The sequence below is a fragment of the Thermococcus paralvinellae genome (assembly GCF_000517445.1).
Classification (GTDB): Archaea; Methanobacteriota_B; Thermococci; order Thermococcales; family Thermococcaceae; genus Thermococcus_B; species Thermococcus_B paralvinellae.
The window spans coordinates 756286-778321 of sequence record NZ_CP006965.1 but is presented as its reverse complement, the minus strand read 5'-3'; the positions used below and the strand labels follow the sequence as shown (position 1 = coordinate 778321).

Sequence of the window (22036 nt, the reverse complement as noted above, 5' to 3'; positions counted from 1 at the left end):
TGTCTTCCGATGGACGATAGGCACCACCAAAGAATAAAGATGAACTCGAAGTTTAAAAAGTTTAAGGTGCTATTCCAACGAGCCAGTATCTTTGGTCATTGGGACTTAGCGACCTCTTAAGATTGCCGTATATCTTCACGTCTTCAAAGTACTCTTTAGCTAAAAGCTTCATCTCTCTGACTGTATAAATGTTGAGTACATCATGGACAAAAAAGGCTCTAACCTCTCCATTCGGATTGATAATCTGAACAAGCCTTTTAAAATGCAGTTTTTGGGTCGCTGGCTCAACTTCACGCCAATCTGTTATTATTAGCCTTTCTTCACCTTTTTCTGCATTCCATACTATTGGCCTATCACTCCTCCCATAATACCAGCACGGAAAATCTGCAACAAATACTCCTCCTGGCTCTAATGCTTTAATTACAGAATTAAATAATTCTTTAATTGCATTTTCGTCGAAGTACATGATGCTTGAAAAGAACATCGTCACTGCATCGAATTCATTTTCAAAGTCCATATCAAGAGCATCACCATGGATGAACTCAATGTTAAGACCTTCTCTCTCAGCTTTCTTCTTGGCAACGGTCAACATCTCCTCATGAAGGTCAAGACCGGTAACTTCATAACCCCTCCTTGCCAGCTCAACCGTTGGAATTCCAGTTCCGCAAGCTAAGTCAAGAATCTTCTTGATTTCTCTTTTTGCATCGTTCTTGAAAATTTCCTCGACGAAGTCTATCTCCTCCTTAACCCGCTCTACCCTGCGTCGGTAAATCGCATCGTAGTACTCAGCCAAAACGGTATAGAGCTCGTACATAGCATCACCAAAGAAATGTGAAAAGGAATTCTTATAAATTTGAGGTAAACCTAAGGCTAAAAGTTATTAACCTCTCTGCATATTGTTAAATGGTGGTGTAAAAATGTCCCATGAAGAGCATAGAGCAAAAGCCCCTAAGAAGTTTAAATTTGCTGTTATAACGGTTAGCGATACTGCAAGTGCTGGTAAAAAAGAAGACTTGAGCGGTTATTACATAATTGAGGAACTGAAGAAAGCAGGAAATGAGAATACCTATTATAAGATTGTTCCAGATGAAAAGCTGGCAATCCTCAGGGCGGTACTTGAGGCCCTTGAAAAGGCCGATGTAGTAATTACAACGGGCGGCACTGGAATAACAAGAAGAGATGTTACAATTGAAGCTATAAGACTTCTATTCGACAAGGAGCTTGTGGGCTTTGGTGAAATCTTCAGACTCAAGAGCTTTGAGGAAGTTGGAACTGCTGCTGTATTGACAAGGACAACAGCTGGAATAATAAGGGATAAAGAGAGCAAAGTGGTCTTTTGCCTACCAGGTAGCTTGAATGCAGTGAAAACTGGGGTTGAGATAATCAAGAAGGAAGCATATCACATCCTGAAGCATGCAAGAGAATGATATAATTACATAATTGCTTAATTAGGTAATTCGGTGATTCAAATGCGCGAGTTTAAAAAGCTGACACCCTACGAAGAAGCATTCCAGCTCATGCTTAATGACATTAGTGAAATCCCAGATGTTGAAGAAGTAAGCTTAGATGAAGCCCTTGGAAGAGTTCTTGCTGAAGATGTAAAAAGCCCGATAGATTCTCCACCTTTCGACCGTTCAGCGGTTGATGGCTACGCTGTAAGAGCTGAAGACACTTTCCAAGCTAGAGAATATGCCCCCGTTGAATTAGAGGTCATATATGAGATAACTGCAGGGATGGAGAGCAAGGCAGAGGTTACATCAGGAAAGGCTGTAAAGCTTATGACAGGAAATAAAATGCCAAAAGGTGCTAATGCCGTCATTATGCAGGAACATGTGAAGAGAGAAGGAAACAAAATTTATGTGTTAAGACCTGTTGCTCCAGGACAGAACGTTGCCTTCAAAGGTGAAGACATAAAGAAAGGGCAAGTTATCTTAAAAAAAGGACAAATTCTTAGACCTCAGGATTTGTCTCTCTTAAAAAGTGTTGGGATAAAGAAAGTGAAGGTTAAGAGGAAGCCGAGAGTAGGAATAATTGTCACGGGAGATGAGCTCATTGAAGAGCTCGATGAAAAAGCTCTGACAGAGGGTAAAATCTTAGAGAGCAACTCAATAATGTTAAAAGGCTTAGTTAGGCAGTACTTCGGAGAGCCAGTGTTTTACGGAGTTGTTCCAGATGATGAAAGTACTATCAAAGAAAAGCTTGAGAGAGCTAAGAACGAGTGCGATTTGGTTTTGATCACGGGCGGTAGTGCATTTGGAGACAAGGACTATGCTCATCGCTTTGTTAAGTTGCTCTTCCACGGAACCACAATAAAGCCAGGAAGGCCTGTAGGATACGGCGAGAGGGTTTTTGTAATGAGTGGCTATCCAGTTGCAGTTTTTGCCCAATTTCACCTCTTCGTCAAATATGCCCTCGCAAAGCTTGTTGGGGCCAACTTCGAGCCAATTAAGGTCAAAGCAAAGCTAACAGCAAGGGTTTCATCAACTTTGGGAAGGTATGAGTTTGTCAAGGTTTGGTATGAGGATGGAAAAGCAAAGCCGATAAGGAAGAGTGGAAGTGGGTTGATAAGCTCTTTAGTGGAGAGCAATGGATACATAACAATTCCAGAGGACAGCGAGGGATATCTGGAGGGGGAAGAAGTGGAGGTTGTGCTTTATTAAAGCCACTCTATTTCAACTTTTCTTCTACACTGACTTAAATGTCTCTGCCCCTCATGTTGTCCTTTCATTTCCAACACATTAGGACAAAATTTGGAGAATAGACAAATGATTCATTACAAATATAAAATACACTAAAATTCCCATTAGGAAAGCTAGGAAGTTGTAGAAGTGGAATCTTAATAAATAGCTTTTCGAATCGTTGCAGTAGGCTCTGTAGAGGCGATAGGAGATTAGATTTGCCAAAGAGCTGATTAAAGTTCCGTAGCCGCCAACACTAACTCCCCAGAGCAGGGCTCTCCAGTCGCTCGTAAAGTCAGCAAAGAGCAGAGCCGAAGGAACATTGCTGATTACTTGACTTGCAAGAGATGAATATAGGAAAACCTGAGTGGAGTTCTGAAGGTTAAAGCTTAGGATGTGCATAAGATTGTCTGTAAAACCAAAGAAGGCTAGAAATGTTGCCAAAAGGAAATAGTCAATGAACAAAGCCCTCATATCAAATAGTAGGGAGTAGATTACTGGTAGAATGCCAACTTCAAGGGGTAACACTCTCAAAACGGCCAAAATAAATAGTACAAAGAAAAATAAGTAGTGGTAAGCTTTTTTGTCGAAGTTTGCTATCTCTCTGCCATAGCCCCTAATTTTAGCCTTCGTATAAGCGATAAATAAAACAAAGATAAGTGAGGCGAATGTGAAAGGTGCAATTGTCCTAATGAACTCCCAGGGATGAACGTGATAGTGATAATAGATAAAGATATTTTGTGGATTTCCGAAGGGGGTGAGTGAAGAAGCCCCATTGGCTGTTATAGTCTCTAGAATTACCAAAATGCCTTTATTTTCCACGTTTAGTGCCAATGTTAGTGGAACAATCGTTAATAGAGCAACATCATTTGTCATGAACATTGATAGAAGAGCTGTGAGGAAAATCAACTTTAAAGATAAATGTCGTCCTTTTTCAACTTTGGACGCTATGCTGTATAAAAAGCCACTCCTTTCTAGACCTCTAATGATAACTAAAAAGACAAAGAGTGTAAAGATAACTTTAAAGTCATTTTTGCTGTATGACGGAAAACGCTCCAAGTAAAGGGATGTTATAACCAATCCCACAAGTGTTAGAGTGAGAAGCCACTCTTCCATAAACTTTCTGGCAATTGGATTTCTCATTTGTCTCATGGGCGCTGATTCAGAGAGTAGGGTATTTAAATCATTTGTTCTTGAATTCTTTTAGAGCCTCAGCAAACCTCTGAATTACATCGCTAGGTGCAAATTTCTTTGGACTTCTTTTGAGCCTCGGTTCTCTTCCGTTTATATAATCCTCAAGAACTTTTATTGTCTGTTCCCACGCCTCAGTGAAGTTATTGACTGGCTCGAAAGGCTCATCTATATAGTACCAGCTCTCAGTTTTGTTATCATAAACGGTTATTGCAGGATAGACTTCGTCATCTTTGCAGGGACACTCCATATCAATACTCAGCTCGATGAAAAAGTCCCCAATCTCTATGTATCCTTCCTCTCTCAGCTGTTCTTTCCACTCTTCCATACTCCCACCAATTTATGAAAAACTTTTCATAGACTTAAGGCTAACGCTTAAAGGATTGATTGCTAAATTAGTATGGGGGTGGTTAGATGAGAATAATTGCAGTAACTGACATCCACGGAAATTCCAACAAAGCAGAACAGTTGGCTGAGAGACTTAAAGGAGAGGAGTTTGATATCATTTTGATAGCTGGTGACATAACGCATTTCAAAGGCAGAGAAAGTGCAGAAAAGAGTCTAAGCTACTTTTTGGAGCTTAGAAAGCCAATATACGCTGTAATGGGCAACTGTGATGGTAGAAATGTTTTGGATTTGCTTGAAGAACTTGGAATCAGTCTTCATGACAAAAGAATTGAAATTAATGGAATTGGGATTGTAGGCTTTGGTGGTTCAAACATAACTCCTTTCTCAACAATCTGGGAGTTTCATGAAGATAAAATCTGGGAGAGCTTAAACAGAAACTATCGCGATGGAGACATTTTGCTTATGCATGTTCCACCCTATGGAACAAAAGTTGATAGGACATTCACTGGTCTTCACGTAGGAAGCAAAGCTTTGAGAAAATTCATAGAAGAGAAGCAGCCTCCTTTAGTCATCTGCGGGCACATTCACGAAGCGAGGGGAGTCGATGAAATTGGAAAGACATTGATAGTCAATCCAGGTCCGTTGTTTAGAGGATATTACGCTGTGATTGATGTAGACAAAGGGGGAGAGTAAACATAACGCTGGAGAAGCTTTAGCAAGTGTTAGGCATCCAGCCATTACAAAAATTTGATGCAAAATTGAAAATAGGAATGCAAAAGTCACACAAGCTTTCTTTCTTTCAGCACTTTCTCCATTCTGTCCATGGCCTCTTTAAGCTTCTCATAGGCTGTTGCATAGCTGATCCTTATGTAGCCCTCTCCGGCTCGTCCAAAAGCACTTCCCGGAACTACTACAACTTTTGCCTCCTTAATCATAAGCTCGCTGAACTCTTTGCTCGTTAGCCCAGTCTCTTTTATGCGTGGGAATATGTAAAACGCTCCCTTAGGCTTGACTGTTGGCAGTCCCATCTCATTTAAGCGCTTCCAGACCATCTGTCTCCTTCTGTCGTATTCCTTGCGCATCTCCTCAACGGCCTTCCAGCTCCTCTCGTCCCTCAAAGCCTTAGCAGCTGCATATTGGACAAATGTTACTGGGCAGGTTGCGTTGTACATCTGGAACCTAACCATCTTTTCAATAACCCATTCTGGAGCAGCGACAAAGCCTAAACGCCAGCCAGTCATTGCAAAAGTCTTTGAGAAGCCATTTATTGTGATAGTCCTCTCAAACATTCCATCAAGAGAAGCGATGCTGTGGTTCTTAACACCATCATAAACAAAATATTCGTAAACTTCGTCGCTTAGAATCATCAAATCATGCTCAACTACAAAGTCTGCAATTTCTTCAAGGTCTTTTTTAGTTAAAACTGATCCGGTTGGATTATTTGGGGTATTTATTATCAACGCTTTTGTCTTTGGTGTTATGTACTTTTTAAGCTCATCAACATTCAAGCGGAATTCATCTTCTTCATAGGTTGGGACTTCAACCGGCTTTCCCCCTGCTAGAATAACAGCGGGAGCATAACTGACAAACATCGGTGAGGGGATTAAAACTTCATCCCCATCCTTAAGAAATGTTGCAAATCCCATCAGTAAGGTTTGATTAGCGCCGACAGTTATCATAATTTGCGTTTTAGGGTCTGTATCAATACCGTTATCTCTCTTCAGCTTTTCAGAAACCGCTTCTCTAAGTTCTAAGATTCCAGCATTAGGGCTATAATGTGTTAGTCCCTTGTCCAAAGCTTCTTTTGCATACTCCTTGATATGCTCTGGCGTATCAAAATCCGGCTCTCCAATTCCTAATGAGATTATTCCCTCAATACCCTGAGCCAAATCAAAAAGTTTTCTAATTTCAGAAGGATTTACACGCTCCAATACATCACTTAGCGCCATGAGAATCACCAAAATGAACTCAGCTTTGAGATTTATAATTTTGCCGCTGTAAAATATTCGATTTAAGGAAAATAGAGTCGAAAAATTACAAATAAACAGCAAACTTCTCCAAAACTAACACATCAAGCTTTGCCTTTCTGAAGCTGTTAAGGGCATCTCTAGGTGAGCAAACTATCGGCTCACCATGCATATTAAATGAGGTATTCAGCACAGCACCAACTCCACTCTGCTTTTCAAAGAGCTTAATTATGTTGTAGTACCTCGGGTTATCTTCTTTTTCAAGGGTTTGGGGCCTTGTTGTGCTATCAACGTGAACAACTGCTGGTGCTTCCTTTGCAAATTCTTCTGTGGCATAGTAGCTCATTGTCATGAACTTGTTGGGATAGGGATCAACTAAATAATCCCTAATCCTTTCCTCTAAAATTGTGGGTGCAAATGGCTGAAAGACATCTCTCTTCAACGCTAAGTTGAGTTTTTTCTTCACAGATTCATCTCTTGGATCAGCTAAAATAGAGCGGTTGCCCAAAGCTCTTGGTCCAAATTCCATTTTTCCTTGGAAAAAGGCCACAATCTTTTCATCAATTAGAGAATCGGCAACAAAACCAGAAACATCACTGATTTCATCATATTTCACTCCCTCTTTTTTCAAAAATTCCTCAATTTCGCTCTCAGAGTAAGAAGGTCCCAAATAAACATGCTTCAGCTTAAATGGCTTCCACCTACCATCTAGTCTTTCAAGCTGGGATTTGACAAAGATAGCAGCTCCAAAGGCTAAACCACCATCATGCATCGCTGGAAACACCCACAAATCCGGAAAGTGTTTTCTTAAAATCATGTTTGCTTTAACATTCTGCGCAACACCGCCAGCATAGGCCAAAGGCAGCCCATAGCTTGTAAGTCTAAGTCCGAGTTCATCAATAATCTTTTCCAGATGTTTTTGGGCTGATGCTGCTATCTCAATTGCTTTTCTCTCCAGTTTGCCGTCGAGTTTTCCCATCTTGAGATTTGCAGAAACTTCTTTAGCTTTCTCAAAAGGAAAATTGAAAAATTCAGCAAGCTTTTTGGTTGCTTCAATTCCAACAACTTTGAGATGATTTTCAAAGGTTAAATCATTAAGCTCAATTATCGCAGACAAATCATAGCTTGGCTTTCCATAAGCTGCCAAGCTCATAATTTTCCCTTCATGTCTCATCGGTTTGAATCCCAAGAGCTCTGTAATTGATGCGTAAAAATCCCCTAAAGAATCTAGATACGTGCTCTGGGCAATCCTAATTATCTCACCATCCCTGCAAATGTAAACTGATGAGCTTAAGCCATCTCCAGCAGCGTCAATGCTTAAAGCAACTGCATCTCTCCAGCCGGAAGTGAAGTAAGCGGATGAAGCATGAGCTAAGTGATGTTCAACATAGATAACTTTTCTCTTGAAATCTCTTCCAAAAATCCTTGCTAAGTTCTCTTCAAGCTCTAAAAGACGGGAGCGTTTTCTGAAGATACCAGCAATTGCAATAATTTCAACTTCCTCTGGATTTGCTTTTGCCATTTCTAGCACTTTGGCTATGCTCAGCTCCGGAAAGCCACGATAATGCTTAATTCGGTTAAGCCTCTCTTCATTGACTGCATAAATTTCTTTATCTTTAATTAGAACTGCTCCAGCGTCATGACCATCGTGAATTCCAAGTATCATAATGAATCACCAAGAGAATAGAAAAGGAAAGAAAATTCAATAAGTTCTTGCAAATCTTGCGATGAACTTTGCTTCTTTTCCACAGTGGGCACACTTTTTACCTTCAATCTTGGCTGTTTCTTCCGGATATGGAATTCCAAGCATCTTCGCATCGAGGATTTCTTCCATTTCAAGTCCGCAGCTTTCTTCACCGCACCAGGGAATTTCAACGACTCCCCTTCTGTCTTCGAAGACTTTCTTTGCCTCTTCGAGTGTGTCAACTCTCTTAATGTGGCTGTCGAGGAATTCTTTAGCTCTTACATAGAGGTTCTCCATTATTGCATCAAGTGTCTCTCTGACCTTTTCAACGAGTTCAGCTCTTTCAATTGTGAATTTCTCTAACGTGTCCCTTCTTGCAAACACAGCTTTTTGTCCCTCAACATCTTTTGGACCAACTTCAATTCTCAATGGAACTCCCTTAAGCTCCCAGTCATAGAACTTCCTTCCTGGCCTTATGTCCCTCTCATCAACATGAACCCTTATGCCAGCAAGCTTAAGCTCCTCAGCAATCTCTCTTGCATAGGCAAAGACATCATACGGTGAGTCCTTCTTTGGAATTGGCACGATTACAACCTGAATTGGTGCAATTGTTGGTGGGAGTACCATTCCTCTATCATCGCCGTGGATAGCGATGACAGCGGCTAAAAGTCTCTCGCTCATTCCATATGTTGTCTGATGGACATAATCGTGAGTTCCGTCCTCTTTTTCATACATTATGTTGTATGCCTTTGCAAAGTTCTGCTTGTAGTTGTGCATTGTTCCTATCTGCAGGGTTCTTCCGTCGGGCATTATTACCTCCGCACCGAGTGAGTAGTAAGCACCGGGGAATTTATCCCAATCTGGTCTCTTTGATATTATATAAGGCAACGCAAGCTTCTTAGCTAAATTGTCAAATATCTCCAAATCTTCCTTTATCTGTCTTTCAGCATCTTCAAAGCTGTCGTGAGCTGTATGTGCCTCAAAGAATCTGCTAATCTCTCTAACTCTAATCAGCGGTCTTGTATGCTTTGTCTCGTATCTATAAACGTTAACGATTTGGTATATCTTGAAGGGCAAATCTGCATGAGAGCGAATCCAAAGTGCAAACATTGGATACATAGCAGTTTCACTTGTTGGTCTTAGGATTAGTTTGACGTCAAGAGGATTAAGACCTGCATGAGTGACCCACAATACCTCTCCTTCAAACCCCGCTATGTGTTCCGCCTCTTTCTTGAATTCTGTTTCAGGGATTAAGGCTGGGAATAAAACTTCCTGGTGACCAGTTCTCTCCATTTCCTCATGAATAAACTTCTCTATGTTCTTCATAATTTTTAATCCATAGGGTAGCCAGATGTTCATTCCCTTGACTGGATATCTCTTATCTTGTATTCCCGCTGTTTCAATTAACTCATTATACCACTCGCTGAAATTGTTTTGCCATTTTTCTCTTTCAACTACCATAATACCACCTACCCCTTAAAACTTCAGAAGAAGTTTTTAATTTTTCGCTTCAAATCAAAAAGATTTATTAGCTCGTTTCGATAAACATTTGAATGGTGATAGCATGAGACCAAAAGTTGCCGTATTATTTAAGATGAAGAGCAAACCGTTAGAGGAGCTTAGGAAATACTGTGATGCTGATGTTATTTTATATCCAAGCAAGGAGGAGCTTTTAAGCATAATCCACAAATATGACGGTCTTATGATCTCGCCCCTAAACAAAATTGATGCTGAAATCATCGAGAAAGCTGAAAAGCTCAAAGTAATAAGCTGTCATTCCGCTGGATATGACCATGTTGATGTAGATGCGGCAACAAAAAAAGGCATCTATGTCACAAAGGTAAGTGGAGTTTTAAGTGAAGCCGTTGCTGAATTTGCCATTGGCTTAATAATTGCTTTGCTCAGAAAGATAGTATATTCCGATAAGTTCATCAGACAAGGAAAATGGGAATCCCATAGGGTTGTTTGGAGTGGATTCAAAGATATCGAAACCGTTTATGGAAAAAAAGTTGGAATTCTTGGCATGGGAGCAATTGGAAAAGCAATAGCAAGGAGAGCAAAAGCCTTGGGAACTGAAATTCTCTACTGGTCAAGAAGCAGAAAAGAAGACATAGAGAAGGAAGTAAATGCCAAATATCTTCCTTTTGATGAAGTTCTCAAGCAGAGCGACATCATCGTTCTGGCACTTCCGGCGACAAAAGAGACATACCACATAATCAACGAGAAGAGGCTCAAACTCATGGAAGGCAAGTATCTTGTGAACATTGGTCGCGGCGTTTTGGTTGACGAAAAAGCTGTGATTAAAGCTCTCAAAGAGGGAAAGCTGAAGGGCTACGCTACAGATGTCTTTGAAAATGAGCCTATCCAAGAGAGTGAGCTATTTGAGATGGAGTGGGAGACAGTTTTAACACCTCATTACGCTGGCCTCTCTAAAGAATCAATGGAAGATATGGGATTTCAAACGGTTAAAAACTTGCTTAAAATCCTCAGAGGGGAGGTTCCAGAGGATTTAGTAAACAAGGAGGTATTGAAAATTAGACCAATTGAAAGCATAAAGATGCTGTGAGGTGATATCATGGAGCATCTCATTAGAGAACTTAGGGAAATAACCCAAATTCCGGGAATTTCTGGATATGAGGAAAAAGTTAGAGAAAAGCTGATTGAATGGATTGAGCCTTTCGCGGATTATAAAGTTGACAGAATAGGGAACCTAATAGTTGAGCTCGGAGAAGGAGAAGAGAGAGCAATTTTCATGGCACATATGGACGAAATTGGGCTTTTGATTACAGGAATAACAAATGATGGAAAGCTGAAGTTCAGGAAAATCGGCGGCATTGATGACAGACTATTGATTGGTAGACATGTGGATGTGATAACAGAGAATGGAAAGCTCGATGGGGTTATAGGGGTCACACCAGTTCATCTTAACCTCGAGAGGAGGTTTGACACGATTCCTTGGCATGCATTGGAAATCGATATTGGTGCAGAATCAAAAGAGGAAGCCCTTGAAATGGGGGTTAAGCCTTTAGACTATGTTGTATTCAAAAAGCACTTTGCGGTTTTAAACAAACGTTATGTTTCAACTCGCTCTCTTGATGACCGCTTTGGCGTTGTTGCACTGTTTGAGGCTATCAAAGATTTAGTTGATCATGACTTGAATGGAAAGTTCATTTTCGCCTTCACTGTGCAGGAAGAGATAGGGCTTAAGGGCGCTAAGTCTTTGGTGGAACATTACAGCCCAGACTTTGCTTTCGCTATTGACTCTTTCGCGTGCTGCTCTTTCTTAACAGGTGATGTCCGGTTAGGCAAAGGTGCTGTGATTAGGGCTGTGGACAACTCAGCAGTTTACACAAGAAAACTCGCAAAGAGAGTTGTTGAAATAGCTGACAGGAATGGGATACCTCTTCAGATAGGTGTCACCGGTGGAGGGACTGATGCGTCTGTATTCCAGCATAAGAGCGAAGTCCTCGCCTTAAGCGTGCCGATTAAATATCTGCACAGCGAAGCAGAGATGCTTCACTTGGATGATTTGGATGCCTTGATAAAGCTGATTGAGGCAATAGTGTTTGAGCTTTAAATGGAGGTGATTAATTGCTCAAATATATCAGCTATTTCGCAGTTGGTGTTTTCATAGGAATCTTAGCTGCTCTTTTCGGATTGGGTGGGGGATTTTTGATAGTTCCTACACTCAACCTCTTGGGAGTTGAAATTCACCACGCTGTAGGGACATCATCAGCAGCTGTTGTGTTTACTTCACTCAGTTCTGCTTTAGCATATTCAAGGCAGAAAAGAGTTCATTACAAAGCTGGACTCCTATTGGCAAGCACTGCAATAATCGGAGCATACATTGGAGCTTGGATGACCTCTCTGCTGAATCCAGCACAGCTTAAGGTGATCTTTGGTGCTACGTTAATACTCGTTGCAATTAGGATTTACCGCAAGAAGACAGCAGAGCCAAGTGAAGTTAAGCTAGAGGATGTTAAAATAAATTATAAGCTTGTTCCAGTTGGTGGATTTTTCGCTGGAATAGCATCTGGACTGTTAGGGGTTGGAGGAGGAATAGTAAATGTTCCATTCCTTGTTTGGCTTGGAATGCCAATTCACTATGCTGTTGCAACTTCAAGCTTTGCAATAGTTTTCACCGCTACAAGTGGGGCAATCAAGCATTACATGATGGGAAACGTTGAAATTCAGTGGCTTGTCCTTTTGGTTCCTGGCTTGATAATTGGGGCACAGCTTGGAGCTAAAATAGCAAAGAGAACTAAGGCTTCAAACTTGAAAAAAGCATTTGCAGTAGTTTTAGCGTTATTAGCCTTAAGAATGATTTTAAAAGGGTTAGGAATCGCGGTTCCGTAATCTTTAAAATTGTTCTTTTTTACTCTTTTTCATGCTTCAGTATATCCTCAACATTTTCATTGGCCTTTTCATAGGTTTGCTTGCTGGTCTATTCGGAGTTGGCGGAGGTTTTTTGATAGTCCCTGTTCTAACTCTCATGGGTTTGCCCATCCATGATGCGATTGGAACGAGTCTAGCATGTATATCTATGAGTTCCTTCGCATCTGCTTATGGGCACTTGAAACGAGAGAATGTTATTTTTAAAGTTGTGATATTAAAAGAAGTATTTTCAATCCCATCCGCATTGTTTGGTGCCTACATAACTGCATTCCTAAATACAAGGCAATTAAGTGCGATATTTGGTTTTGCTTTGATATACGTTGCATACAAGCTGATTAAAGAGCCTGAAATAGTCTCAACAAAAAAGAAGGTTAAAGTTGACTACAAGAAGGTTCCAATGATAGGAATTATCTCCGGTTTTTCTTCTGGACTTTTAGGAATAAGTGGTGGAATTTTAAACGTTCCGCTTTTTTATTCGTTAGGACTTCCGATTCACTATGCTATCGGTACTTCAAGCGTTGCTCTATTCTTCACAGCTCTAGCTGGTGTAATTGGACATTATACGCTTGGACAAGTTCATTTTGACAAAGCCATATTACTAGCCCCGGGACTAATATTGGGGGGCTTTTTAGGAGCTAAAATTGCGCATAATACACATCCGGAGCATCTTAAGAGGAGTTTTTCACTGATACTTATCATAATCGCAATTAGGATGATTTTGAGGGGTTTTGGCTTTGTCATACCTTGATATCTAACTTTTTGAACGCTACTTTGTTTTGTTTTTATATAGATTATAACAAAATGTTATTGTTATTTTCTTATCTTTATCAGAAAATTTTATAACTTTGACAAGAGAAATTGATAAAGGTGCTCCATGAGGATTGCAAAGAGAGCATTGGGAAGAATTATTACGATATACATTACTGTCATGTTGATTTTGATTTTAACTGCAGGAGTTACTGCTAATCACCTTCTAAAAGAGAAAGCTAAGGATTTAGCCGAATATGGCATTGGAATGAAAAATCCGGCTCTTTATGAGCAGATAAAAAGAGAGGCAGCAAAAGAAGGTGTTGAACCTTGGGAGTATGTTTACGAGCATTTCCTCCTTGAGAAGTACGGTCTGTCAAAGAATCCGTTCATTATGGGGGTTCAGCTCCTCTTAAATAAAGGAGAGCCTTTAAAAACACAAATTGATAAAAGGAAGGAAAGAGAATTAAGTCTTTCTCGTGCAACCCTCGTAACTCTAACTGTAATGCTGAGCTCTATGGCGTTAATTGTGGTCTTTGGAGTTCTCTTTGGAATGAAGCTTGCAAATCATCCAAAAGTGTTAGAGATTGTGGAAGGCATAACGAGGTTCTTCAATGGTTTGCCTTCTTGGTGGATTGGTGTTCTGCTGATAGTCATCTTTGCTGTTAAGCTGAGTGTCCTCCCTACAGGCGGTCTTTTCACGCCAAAACCTCTATATGGTGTTGCATATGTTATTGATTTGATAAAGCATCTTGTCCTTCCTATAATGACTTTATTTCTGGTATTTATTTGGGAGTTTATGAGTATAGTTGCTAGAGAAACACAGAAAGAGATGTATCAGCCCTATATACAAACGGAAAGAGCAAAAGGTATTCCAGAAAAGGTCATCTATAGAAAACACATTCTGAGAAACATTGGAATCGTGTTGAGCAGTTTCACAGCCCAAAAGTTCATGGAAATGTTCACAGACTATCTTGTCATAGACTATCTTTTCGGATTAATGGGTCTCGGTTTGATTCTCAAGAACTCATTTGTGAGAGAGATAGTACCTGTTGTGGGCGTTACCATAAGCTTTAATTTCTACCTTTTCTTTGCTACAACTCTAATAATTGCTACAATATCCTTTGCTGTCTCTTTAATCCTCGAATTTGTTAAGGGCATTATAGACCCAAGGGTGAGCTGAAATGATGAGAAGACAAAAAGTCGGTGCAGTAATCTTAGCGCTCTTCACAATTTTTGTCATTGCTAGCTATCTCTCAGTTTCAAAGGAGAAACTTGACAATTGGGAAAATGGCATATACTGGACGAATTATCCAAAGAGAGCAAAGCCCATTTGGTTAGGGGGAACATCAACAATCAAGCTGTTCTCCGAGCTAAACTGGTCTTCCCAAGGATACAGAGAGTATATCTACACTTATGAGCATGAATATGATGAAAAACCCAACGACATTGCGATTATTATATACCACCCAGCCCTTTATGTTGTTGATGTAAAGAGACCCGATGAGATTTTAGTTAATGTTTATGATGGAATGCTTTTTCAAAATATTACTTTAAACACAAACGATAAGACCACTCTCTCAATTTTTAGAGCTTTAAGAAAAAAGTTTAACCTAATGGATTCAGATTTGAGCACGAGAACACCTACAGAACTTCTCTTCTCCACAAATTCTCAGTTCAGCACACTAAAAGGAACCTATATTTTTAGAATCCTATGCAACTGCTCAGCTCCACCGGAAATCATCGTTTATGGGACAAGTTATGGACTACTTGGAACCGACAGCTATGGTAGAGATATATGGGCGGGGTTTGTTAAGAGCATGGTCAACACACTTTATTTGGCAATCTTTACAACGGTTATGATAATTGCTTTAGGCCTTCTACTTGGCTTGGTTTCTGGCTATTTTGAAAACTTGCTCTCATCCATAGTCACATTTTTCTTAGAAGTCCTTACAGCTCTTCCAATTTTGCCCATCCTCGTTGTTCTCACATGGGTAATGTCAAGGCAAGGTATTGGGGCTCATGTTGAAGTTAATCCCGTAAAGTTCATGCTTTTGGTCTCAATATTGCTGGTGGGCAAATTTGCCAAGACTATTAGGATAATGACAATCCAAGAAAAGTCGAGGGAGCACATTACTGTCAGCATCTCTCTGGGAGCTTCTGGGTTTCATATTATCAAAAAGCACATTTTACCTGTAGTTTTAGAACACAGCATCAGATACTTTACATTTTTAATGCCAAGAATTGTTGCCCTGATTTCAATATTCGGTTTCTTTGGATTAATACCCGGCGTAAACTGGGGCTCATTCGTTGTTGAAGCTCTACAACAGGGAGCATTATATGGTGGCTATTGGTGGTGGGTGCTTTCGCCAGGATTTGCTATGGCATTCTTGAGCTTGGGCTTTGCTCTGGTGATGCCTGTTGATAATTCCTCCGCTCTTTCTTAACTTTTTGTTAAACTAGATGCCAGATTTGAGTTTGAGGTATTTATTCTTTTTCTTATCGTTTCAAATTCAAAATCTTGGAATTTTCTTGCTCAAAAAAGTTAAATACTCAAAAAGCAAATCCAAATTAATAAGTGGAACGTTCCGAAACGTTCTTTTCATCGGGTTCCTAAAATAAGTTGAACTCACATTCATAACTGGTGATGTCCATGAGATGGAGTGCCTTGGCGCTAGTAGTGTTGCTTCTTGGAAGTTTGATGCCATTTAGCATGGCCCAGGATAAGGCCAGCAATACAACAGAGGTTCAGCAGCTAACCTTTGATAACGCAACAAGGGAGCAGATAATTGCAGAACAGCTCATTAACCAACTTATGAGATTGAGTGAATTTACTAAAACGAGAATTGAGCCCATTAGAGATAAGCTTCCTGAGAATTCAACAATATTGGTGCATTATGAGAAAGCAGAGGAGTTCAAGGAAAAAGCACTTGAAGAGTTCAACAACGGCGATTATTACAACTCAATACTCGATGCATTAACGGCCATGCACCATTACAAGATTGTTTTAAGGGAGTTAAAAGAAGGAAAAGAAAAATTTGAGAATGCAAGAGAATGGATAAGAGCAGAAATAGAGAGAACAATTCAATACTTCAGGTTCGTTGAGAAGACAATCCACCTAGCTGAAAAAGAGGGAATTGACGTCAATAACTTGACAAGGCTCTATAATGAAACAAAGCAAGCATACAAAGTCGTGTTAGACGATATCAGGGCAAAAGATTTTGAGAAAGCAAGAGAAGATCTCCGAGTAGCAAGGGAAAAGAAGGCACAGCTCGATGAAGAATTAAGGAAGGTCAGAAAAGAACTGGCTTATGCAAACGCTGACAAGATTGTAAAAGAGTTTTTAGTTAGAACAGATAGGGGCATAACCTTTGCTGAGAGAGCAATACAAGAAGCAAAAGCGAGAGGAATAGATACCTCTGAAGCAGAGGCTAAGCTTGAAGAAATAAAATCCATTTATGAAGAAGTTAAAAGCTTGGCAGAGCAGGAAAAATGGAAAGACGCTTTAACAGTTATAATCGAAAACAAACCAAAAATTGATGCATTTTTTAGGGCTCTCAATAAGATCCACGAAAGATTTGCTGAAGAGAAGATAAAGAGAGATGTGAAAGTATTCCTCAAAGAGATGCAGGACAGAATTAGAAAAGACTCTAGAGCATTACGGGAGCTTAAAAATAGGGGAGTTGATACAAGAAGAGCTGAGATCGAGCTTAGAACTGCCGCACAGGAGTTACAAATGGGATTGAGGCTGCTCAAAGAGAGGAAACTTGCCCTTGCAAGGGAGCACTTTGGCATTGCACTGAGACTGCTCTACAATGTTGAGCAGTTTATCCTCCTCCATTCCTGATTTTTTAATTTTTGGAGAGGTGATTAAATGAGAAAAATCATGATCCTGATTGGGATAGCTCTGCTTGTGATTCCATTGGTTAGTGCTGAATTTACTGTTTCTGATTTAGAGCTCACTATTTGTAGGGATGGATACGTCAAGGTTTATTACCAAATTATTCCTAGTGACTATGTTGTTCAAATAAGTGTTCCTCTTTTAGGTGAAAATTATGAAAACCTAATTGTGGAAGATGAAAACGGAAAACCTCTTAATTTTGAAGTTTCTGGGAATAGTGTGATAATTTATGTTAACAATGCTCAGCTTATAAAGGTCTCATATTACACTCCTGATTTAACTTCCAAGCATGGACTTGTTTGGACTCTAAACGTTTCTTCTCCTTACTCTTTTAAAGTTGTGCTTCCAGAAAATTCGATAGTTGTTGATTTAAGTGATATCCCACTCTCGATAAGCTCAAATGTTATTTCCATGCCTCCAGGAAATCAAAGTATATCGTACACTTTAGAATACAATGCGGAGAGGAATTTTCAAAATGTAGTATACTATTTCCTTGCAGGAGTTTTAACCATCAGTGCAGTATTTATTGGGATAAAGCGGATCTCTAGCAAAAAAGTCTCAAAAGACATTAAAGTTAACAAGGAGGCATTTTTAAAGAAGATGGAGAAATTCGACTTAAATGACGAAGAGAGAGAAGCTTTGCTGTACATTCTCGAAAAAGGTGGAAGAGCAAGTCAAGCCGAGGTTAGAAATGCTTTAGGGCTTCCAAAAACTACAGCGTGGAGGATGTTTAAACGCCTTGAAAAGCAAGGATTGGTTAAAATAATCAAAGGAAGAAAAGAAAACTGGATAGAACTAACACTCTAACGGACTTTTGCCCCTAATTTTACTTCTTTGTCCGGCATTAGCAGTGCAACATTTTTACCATCATCTGCAGCTAGAAGCATTCCCTGGCTTTCTATGCCACGAAGCTTCTTTGGCTCAAGATTTGCTATAATAACAACATATTTGTTGAGCAGCTCCTCTTTGCTGTAGTACTTTTTAAGCCCCGCAACAAGCTGTCTAACCTCATTTCCGAGGTCAACTTTGACGATATAGAGCTTATCAGCATTTGGATGATCCTCTACGCTTATTATCTTTCCAACTCTTAGGTCGAGCTTTACAAAGTCATCAAACTTTACATATTCCATCTTTTTGCCCTCCCTTTTCTTCTCCTTCTTCTCAAGTTTTTCCCCGTAGATGCTCCTAAGTATTGCTATTGCTTCCTCCTTTCTTTTCTCGCCAAACTTCTTAAGAGTAACCTTTACGACTTCGTCCATCTTATAGTATTTTTCAAGAAGAAGCTTTGCGCTCTCTGGATTTCCTCTGGCGATGTGCTTGACTATGAAAAATATGATATCTTCATCAGTGACCTTCCTAAAGAGTATTTCAGCTTTTCTAACTCTATGTCCAGCCGGAATTTCAGTGAACTCCCACTTTTTAAGCTCTTCAAGGTTTAAGAGGTGCCATATTTTTTCGCTCGCATCCGGGAGGAACGGCTCAATGAGTATTCCAAGGGCTTTGACTATCTGGAGGGAAACGTTAACTGTTGTCGCTGTTCTCTGTTTATCAGTCTTTGCAGTCTTCCAAGGTTGCTGGTAATCGAAGTAGCGATTTCCAAAGGCAGCAAGTGCCATTACTCTCTTCAGTGCATCTTTGAAGCGGTATTTCGCTATCAGCTCTCCGACTTCCTTAAATGTCTTTTCGATTTCCTCGAACGCTTGTCTATCCAATTCATCAAGCTCCCCTCTCTCAGGAACTTTTCCATCGAAATATCTGTTAACAAAGGTTAAAGCCCTGTGAACGAAGTTCCCGAGGATGTTAACTAACTCCTCGTTTATCTTTGCCTTGAAATCCTTGAAGTTAAAATCGGAATCCCTCGTTTCTGGCATTATTGCCGTCAAGTAATAGCGGAGGTAGTCAGCGGGGAATTCATCCAAGAATTCGTGAACCCAAATGGCCCAGTTTCTGCTGGTTGAGAACTTCTTGCCCTCCAAGTTGAGATATTCATTGGCCGGGATATCATAAGGCAGTAGCCACTCAAATTCTCCATTTTCGTCTTTAAACTTTCCATAACTCATTAGGAAAGCCGGCCAGAAAATTGCATGGAATGGTATGTTGTCCTTTCCGATGAAATGGATTATTCTTGTTTCTTCTCCGTCATAATTTGCTAACCAGTATTTTTTCCATTCTTCCTCCTTACCTATGCGCTTGAAGTACTCAATTGTTATCGATATGTACCCTATTGGAGCCTCAAACCAAACGTAGAGGACTTTGCCATTCATATCTTCATCCTCAAGTGGCACTGGAATTCCCCAGTCCAGGTCTCTGGTTATAGCCCTCTCTTCAAGTCCCTCATTTATCCACCCAAGAACAGTATTCCTAACGTTGGGCTTCCAGTGTTCGTTACCCTCAATCCACTTTCTAAGCTTTTCCTGGAAGTCCTGCATTTTGATATAATAATGGGCTGAATCTTTGAAGGTTATGGGATTCCCACAGAGGTTGCACCTTGGATTTATCAGAATTTCGGGTGTTAGTGGTCTACCGCAAACTTCACATTGATCTCCCCTCTGCTCTTCGGCCCCACAATAGGGACAAGTTCCAATTACATACCTATCTGGAAGAAACCTCTTATCATGCTCACAATAGGCTTGTTTTGTTACCTTCTTTACAAGATGTCCATTCTCGAGGGCTTTTAAGAAGAAGTCTTGGCTGACCTTGTAGTGAACTGGCAACTCCGTTCTTCCGAAGTAATCAAAGCTTATTTTAGCCCTTGCAAAAGTGGTCTTTATGTGTTCGTAATAGTAGTCAACAATCTCCCTTGCGCTTTTACCTTCTTTTAATGCCCTAAATGTTATCGGCGTTCCATGTTCATCAGTTCCGCAGATATAGATGACATCTTCTCCTTTTAGTCTGAGATATCGGACAAAAATATCTGCTGGCAGATATGCTCCAGCTAAATGTCCTGCATGGATGGGACCATTAGCGTAAGGTAGAGCTGATGTTACCATATATCTTGTCATCATTATCACCTCGAAAAACTAACATTATTGGCTTTATAAGTGCTGTGAAATTTAAACATTACGGTGAGTTATTTTCAAAAGAGAAAAATATGCAAAAGTATACATAATTTATCTCACACTTATTGTAAGATTCTCAGCTTTCACAATTATACATCCTTCTGGGAGTTCAATCTCCCCCCGATAAATGATTAGAGCCCCTTCATATGGAAGAATTGAGACTTTAATCTTCTTAAATGTCCCTGTTTCTCCAACAACTACAATAGGAGTTTCTTTGAGTTTTACAAATTTTAAAAATGTGTCCCTATCAACGTATATCATAAGCCCACCAGCAATCACTTTTTGTGCTTCTACTTCCATGCCGCAGCCCATGAGGATCACCAAAAACTTATTTTATACCTGGTTTCAAAAAGCATTGCGGTGATTGCATGAAAGCACGGGTAAGGGAGAAGTTTACATTTGATGCAGCTCATGCAGTTATTATCAATGGGGAGCCAGAAGAAATCCACGGTCATACTTTCAGGCTTGAAGTAGTTGTAGAGGGAGAGCTTAGAGAGGGATATGTAATTGATTTCTTGGAGCTTAGAAAGATTGTTGAAAGCGTTATAGCTAACTTAAAACACAAAAATCTCAATAAGTTTTTTGACAACCCCTCTACCGAAAATATAGCACTGTGGATTGCCCAAAAGGTTAGAGAGAAACTACCTTCAAATGTCAGACTTCAGAGAATTGTCCTCTGGGAAGGAGACGAAAACGGAGTTGAGTTTGAATTTGAAGAATAAAAGAGAAAGCGAAAATCACTTCCCAGCAATCTTAACATTCTCAAAGGCAATCCACGGAGTTATTGTCGTTCCGTGGAATGGAATTACCTTTTGCTCTTTGCTGATTGCGTAAATCTGGTTAATAAGCTCATAAACATTTCCAGACATCATAAAGACTGTTGAACCTTTGATTTCACCATTCTCAATTAGGAAAGCTGGATTTGCCACAACTGCAAAGTTTCCGTTGTCCGGGTTGCTTGAGTGTGCTCCTTGGAAGCCATCAACGAGATAACCATGCCCAATCTCAGCTATCAAGTCACTTAGGCTTTCTTTTCCTTTCTCAATGACAATGCTGTGGAATCCTACGCCAACTCCACCTGTTGAGAGATTCCTCGTCCCGTTTCCAGTGCTTTCTGTTCCATAAACTTTGGCCCAGTAGTTGTTCCATACGAAGCCTTTGAAGATGCCATTTTCAATGAGAATGTTCTTTCTCGTTGGAACTCCTTCATCATCAGCTATAACTGGCTTTAAGCTGAGCTCATGGAATGGATCATCGTAAATTGTCAAAAGTTCGCTTGCAATTTTTTGTTCAACTTTGTTCAGTAAGGGTGTCGTTTCTTTAATTACCCTTTCACCGCTGAAGGCCGGGAGGAGAGCATAGCTCAGCAGTGAAGCCATTGCCCATGGTCCGATTATCACCTTCGCCTCCTCAGTCTTGCTTTTCTCAACATTGTAGGCCCATTTAACTTTTTGGGCAACTTCTTCAACGATCTTCTCAATCTCAAGGTTCAAGCCTAGCTTGGCATCAAATTCAAATATACCTGGCGTTACATTGCCGTTTTTCCTACCAATGAGCTGAAGATAGAAGTAAGCCCCACCCCCCTCTTGGAAGACGTTTATTCCATGAGAATTCACTATTAAGCTCTCGCTCCACTCTGCTCCTCCTCCGCCACCAGCAACAACAAAGCCTTTGTCTTTCTCCAAGGCAAGCTTGATGGCTTTGGTTGCTAAGTCCACAAAGTAATCTGGAGAAACCTCCTTAACTTCTTTGCTTATCTTCTTTGGCTCTCTATATTTGCCAGGCTCCGGAAGTGAAACCCACTTCTCATCTGGAGCGTTTAGCTTTGCCATCTTATATGCTTCCTCAATCGCCTTCTTGATTTCTTCTTTACTCTCGCTGTCAATTATGCTTATTCCTATGCGTTTGTCCTTTATGCCCCTAATTACAGTAATCGTTCTTTGTCTCACGGAGGATGTTGAAACCTCATTGAGCTCAATGTTAACTCCAACGTCCCTGTTTCTATACACAGCGATTTCAAGCTCGTCAAAAAACTTTTCACCGTAACGAATAAGTTCTTCCATTTC

General features: G+C 40.2%; 21 protein-coding genes. 12 read left to right on the top strand and 9 right to left on the bottom strand.

What is annotated here, in order from left to right:
- Nucleotides 1–61: 61 nt before the first annotated feature.
- On the bottom strand, nt 62–814 hold the full coding sequence (locus tag TES1_RS04365; RefSeq protein WP_042680577.1) for a class I SAM-dependent methyltransferase: 753 nt from the start codon (nt 812–814) through the stop codon (nt 62–64).
- 103 nt (nt 815–917) lie between these two features.
- On the opposite strand from TES1_RS04365, the gene TES1_RS04360 reads away from it, so the two are divergent.
- On the top strand, nt 918–1427 hold the full coding sequence (locus tag TES1_RS04360; RefSeq protein ID WP_042680574.1) for a MogA/MoaB family molybdenum cofactor biosynthesis protein: 510 nt from the start codon (nt 918–920) through the stop codon (nt 1425–1427).
- Nucleotides 1428–1469: 42 nt separating this feature from the next.
- A complete protein-coding gene (locus tag TES1_RS04355; RefSeq protein ID WP_042680572.1) occupies nt 1470–2660 on the top strand; it encodes a molybdopterin molybdotransferase MoeA in 1191 nt (396 codons plus the stop codon).
- 78 nt (nt 2661–2738) lie between these two features.
- Here the strand turns inward: TES1_RS04355 and TES1_RS04350 are convergent, their stop codons facing one another.
- Together TES1_RS04350 and TES1_RS04345 are read right to left on the bottom strand one after the other, a co-directional pair.
- Entirely contained in the window at nt 2739–3830 is a 1092-nt protein-coding gene (locus TES1_RS04350) for an SLC13 family permease (protein ID WP_084340016.1), read from the bottom strand.
- A gap of 31 nt (nt 3831–3861) precedes the next feature.
- Entirely contained in the window at nt 3862–4197 is a 336-nt protein-coding gene (locus tag TES1_RS04345) for a hypothetical protein (RefSeq protein WP_042680570.1), read from the bottom strand.
- Nucleotides 4198–4283: 86 nt separating this feature from the next.
- Here TES1_RS04345 and TES1_RS04340 point away from each other — a divergent pair, with 86 nt between their 5' ends.
- Nucleotides 4284–4910, top strand: a complete 627-nt coding sequence (locus TES1_RS04340) for a metallophosphoesterase (protein ID WP_042680569.1) — start codon at nt 4284–4286, stop codon at nt 4908–4910.
- 86 nt (nt 4911–4996) lie between these two features.
- Here the strand turns inward: TES1_RS04340 and TES1_RS04335 are convergent, their stop codons facing one another.
- From TES1_RS04335 to proS, 3 genes are all read right to left on the bottom strand, one after another.
- Nucleotides 4997–6166 (bottom strand): pyridoxal phosphate-dependent aminotransferase, encoded by a 1170-nt coding sequence (locus TES1_RS04335; RefSeq protein WP_042680566.1) that lies wholly within the window; start codon nt 6164–6166, stop codon nt 4997–4999.
- Between the two features lie 85 nt (nt 6167–6251).
- Nucleotides 6252–7850 (bottom strand): carbamoyltransferase family protein, encoded by a 1599-nt coding sequence (locus TES1_RS04330; protein ID WP_173391290.1) that lies wholly within the window; start codon nt 7848–7850, stop codon nt 6252–6254.
- A 36-nt stretch (nt 7851–7886) separates the two neighbouring features.
- Nucleotides 7887–9329, bottom strand: coding sequence for a proline--tRNA ligase (gene proS / locus TES1_RS04325; RefSeq protein ID WP_042680561.1), 1443 nt, complete (start codon nt 9327–9329; stop codon nt 7887–7889).
- A gap of 103 nt (nt 9330–9432) precedes the next feature.
- Between proS and TES1_RS04320 the strand changes: the two genes are divergently transcribed.
- The 8 genes from TES1_RS04320 (at nt 9433) to TES1_RS04285 (ending at nt 17718) form a co-directional block, all read left to right on the top strand.
- Nucleotides 9433–10434 (top strand): 2-hydroxyacid dehydrogenase, encoded by a 1002-nt coding sequence (locus TES1_RS04320; RefSeq protein ID WP_042680559.1) that lies wholly within the window; start codon nt 9433–9435, stop codon nt 10432–10434.
- Nucleotides 10435–10443: 9 nt separating this feature from the next.
- Nucleotides 10444–11445, top strand: coding sequence for a M42 family metallopeptidase (locus TES1_RS04315; RefSeq protein WP_042680557.1), 1002 nt, complete (start codon nt 10444–10446; stop codon nt 11443–11445).
- A gap of 14 nt (nt 11446–11459) precedes the next feature.
- Nucleotides 11460–12224: a sulfite exporter TauE/SafE family protein gene (locus TES1_RS04310; RefSeq protein ID WP_042680555.1), complete on the top strand. Its 765-nt coding sequence runs from the start codon at nt 11460–11462 to the stop codon at nt 12222–12224.
- 31 nt (nt 12225–12255) lie between these two features.
- A complete protein-coding gene (locus TES1_RS04305; protein ID WP_042680554.1) occupies nt 12256–13011 on the top strand; it encodes a sulfite exporter TauE/SafE family protein in 756 nt (251 codons plus the stop codon).
- 126 nt (nt 13012–13137) lie between these two features.
- Nucleotides 13138–14193 (top strand): ABC transporter permease subunit, encoded by a 1056-nt coding sequence (locus tag TES1_RS04300; protein WP_042680553.1) that lies wholly within the window; start codon nt 13138–13140, stop codon nt 14191–14193.
- Between the two features lies 1 nt (nt 14194).
- Nucleotides 14195–15457 (top strand): ABC transporter permease, encoded by a 1263-nt coding sequence (locus TES1_RS04295; protein WP_042680552.1) that lies wholly within the window; start codon nt 14195–14197, stop codon nt 15455–15457.
- Nucleotides 15458–15663: 206 nt separating this feature from the next.
- Nucleotides 15664–16857, top strand: coding sequence for a hypothetical protein (locus tag TES1_RS04290; protein WP_042680549.1), 1194 nt, complete (start codon nt 15664–15666; stop codon nt 16855–16857).
- A gap of 27 nt (nt 16858–16884) precedes the next feature.
- The gene (locus tag TES1_RS04285; protein ID WP_042680547.1) at nt 16885–17718 is read left to right on the top strand and encodes a helix-turn-helix transcriptional regulator; all 834 of its coding nucleotides are present in this window, start codon (nt 16885–16887) and stop codon (nt 17716–17718) included.
- Here TES1_RS04285 and metG read toward each other — a convergent pair.
- On the bottom strand, nt 17715–19913 hold the full coding sequence (gene metG / locus TES1_RS04280; protein ID WP_042680546.1) for a methionine--tRNA ligase: 2199 nt from the start codon (nt 19911–19913) through the stop codon (nt 17715–17717). The two genes, TES1_RS04285 and metG, sit on opposite strands and share 4 nt — an antisense overlap.
- A gap of 108 nt (nt 19914–20021) precedes the next feature.
- Entirely contained in the window at nt 20022–20282 is a 261-nt protein-coding gene (locus TES1_RS04275) for a hypothetical protein (RefSeq protein ID WP_042680544.1), read from the bottom strand.
- Between the two features lie 56 nt (nt 20283–20338).
- On the opposite strand from TES1_RS04275, the gene TES1_RS04270 reads away from it, so the two are divergent.
- On the top strand, nt 20339–20692 hold the full coding sequence (locus TES1_RS04270) for a 6-pyruvoyl trahydropterin synthase family protein (RefSeq protein WP_042680542.1): 354 nt from the start codon (nt 20339–20341) through the stop codon (nt 20690–20692).
- 15 nt (nt 20693–20707) lie between these two features.
- On the opposite strand, the gene TES1_RS04265 is transcribed toward TES1_RS04270, so the two are convergent.
- Nucleotides 20708–22033 (bottom strand): TldD/PmbA family protein, encoded by a 1326-nt coding sequence (locus TES1_RS04265; protein WP_042680540.1) that lies wholly within the window; start codon nt 22031–22033, stop codon nt 20708–20710.
- Between the last annotated feature and the right edge of the window lie 3 nt (nt 22034–22036).

Coding starts and splice junctions, on each gene's coding strand:
- TES1_RS04365 (WP_042680577.1), bottom strand. CDS start 814: ATGTACGAGCTCTATACCGTTTTGGCTGAGTACTACGATGCGATTTAC.
- TES1_RS04360 (WP_042680574.1), top strand. CDS start 918: ATGTCCCATGAAGAGCATAGAGCAAAAGCCCCTAAGAAGTTTAAATTT.
- TES1_RS04355 (WP_042680572.1), top strand. CDS start 1,470: ATGCGCGAGTTTAAAAAGCTGACACCCTACGAAGAAGCATTCCAGCTC.
- TES1_RS04350 (WP_084340016.1), bottom strand. CDS start 3,830: ATGAGACAAATGAGAAATCCAATTGCCAGAAAGTTTATGGAAGAGTGG.
- TES1_RS04345 (WP_042680570.1), bottom strand. CDS start 4,197: ATGGAAGAGTGGAAAGAACAGCTGAGAGAGGAAGGATACATAGAGATT.
- TES1_RS04340 (WP_042680569.1), top strand. CDS start 4,284: ATGAGAATAATTGCAGTAACTGACATCCACGGAAATTCCAACAAAGCA.
- TES1_RS04335 (WP_042680566.1), bottom strand. CDS start 6,166: ATGGCGCTAAGTGATGTATTGGAGCGTGTAAATCCTTCTGAAATTAGA.
- TES1_RS04330 (WP_173391290.1), bottom strand. CDS start 7,850: ATGATACTTGGAATTCACGATGGTCATGACGCTGGAGCAGTTCTAATT.
- proS (WP_042680561.1), bottom strand. CDS start 9,329: ATGGTAGTTGAAAGAGAAAAATGGCAAAACAATTTCAGCGAGTGGTAT.
- TES1_RS04320 (WP_042680559.1), top strand. CDS start 9,433: ATGAGACCAAAAGTTGCCGTATTATTTAAGATGAAGAGCAAACCGTTA.
- TES1_RS04315 (WP_042680557.1), top strand. CDS start 10,444: ATGGAGCATCTCATTAGAGAACTTAGGGAAATAACCCAAATTCCGGGA.
- TES1_RS04305 (WP_042680554.1), top strand. CDS start 12,256: ATGCTTCAGTATATCCTCAACATTTTCATTGGCCTTTTCATAGGTTTG.
- TES1_RS04300 (WP_042680553.1), top strand. CDS start 13,138: ATGAGGATTGCAAAGAGAGCATTGGGAAGAATTATTACGATATACATT.
- TES1_RS04295 (WP_042680552.1), top strand. CDS start 14,195: ATGATGAGAAGACAAAAAGTCGGTGCAGTAATCTTAGCGCTCTTCACA.
- TES1_RS04290 (WP_042680549.1), top strand. CDS start 15,664: ATGAGATGGAGTGCCTTGGCGCTAGTAGTGTTGCTTCTTGGAAGTTTG.
- TES1_RS04285 (WP_042680547.1), top strand. CDS start 16,885: ATGAGAAAAATCATGATCCTGATTGGGATAGCTCTGCTTGTGATTCCA.
- metG (WP_042680546.1), bottom strand. CDS start 19,913: ATGACAAGATATATGGTAACATCAGCTCTACCTTACGCTAATGGTCCC.
- TES1_RS04275 (WP_042680544.1), bottom strand. CDS start 20,282: ATGGGCTGCGGCATGGAAGTAGAAGCACAAAAAGTGATTGCTGGTGGG.
- TES1_RS04270 (WP_042680542.1), top strand. CDS start 20,339: ATGAAAGCACGGGTAAGGGAGAAGTTTACATTTGATGCAGCTCATGCA.
- TES1_RS04265 (WP_042680540.1), bottom strand. CDS start 22,033: ATGGAAGAACTTATTCGTTACGGTGAAAAGTTTTTTGACGAGCTTGAA.